The following is a 721-nucleotide window of genomic DNA, read 5'->3' as shown; positions in this document are numbered from 1 at the left end:
AGGCCAGGAACACGTTGCCGTTCATGGCGCCGTCGTAGACGAAGGGCGCAGTCATGCCCGTCAGCCGCAGCGCTCCGGTGAAGGTCGTGGTCTTCCAGTGGCCATGCGGCACGCCGGCCCGGCAGCGCTCGCCGCGCGGCGCTCTTCCACGCAGGCGGGCCATCTTTGTGGAGAGGCCGGTCTCATCGATGAACACGAGCTTCGCCGGATCAAGATCGAGCTGGCCGTCGAACCAGTCCCGGCGCCGCTTCAGGATGTCGAGGCGACCCTGCTCCAGTGCGTGCGCGGACTTTTTTTGAATGTCCAGCCGTGACCGCGAAGCCAGGCGCTCAAGGCGCTGCGGCTGATCCGCACTGACTGCTCGGCGACGAGCCGCTCCACCATCTCGTTCAGCGTGATGTCCTTGCGCTCCTCGATCAGCCCGACGATGAAGGCTTCATGCGCATCGAGGCTGGAGGCGCGGCGGCGGCCCTGCGGGCGTGGCGCCAGTTCGCCGATCTTCGCCCGCGCAATCCAGCGGATCGCGCTGGACACTCCCACGCCGAACCGCGCCGCCGCTTGCCGCGCCGACATGCCCCCGTCCGAAGCCTTCAAGACCCGCGACCGAAGATCACCGCTCAATGCTCTTGCCATCGTCCACCTCCATCGAGGTGGATGTTGAATCAGCACAAAACGCAGCCGTCACATCACAATCGATTCATCGATCACAGGACGTGCTCTA

1 pseudogene is annotated in these 721 nt (G+C 65.5%); it reads right to left on the bottom strand.

Annotation, left to right across the window (positions count from 1 at the left end):
* Positions 1-633: pseudogene (locus NKI22_RS31380) on the bottom strand (IS630 family transposase); the annotation flags it as partial.
* Between the last annotated feature and the right edge of the window lie 88 nt (positions 634-721).

Origin of the sequence: Mesorhizobium sp. M0778 (assembly GCF_040320105.1) — a bacterium.
GTDB lineage: Bacteria > Pseudomonadota > Alphaproteobacteria > Rhizobiales > Rhizobiaceae > Mesorhizobium.
The sequence above is the reverse complement of the archived record's forward strand: the minus strand, read 5'-3'. Positions and strand labels throughout refer to the sequence as shown.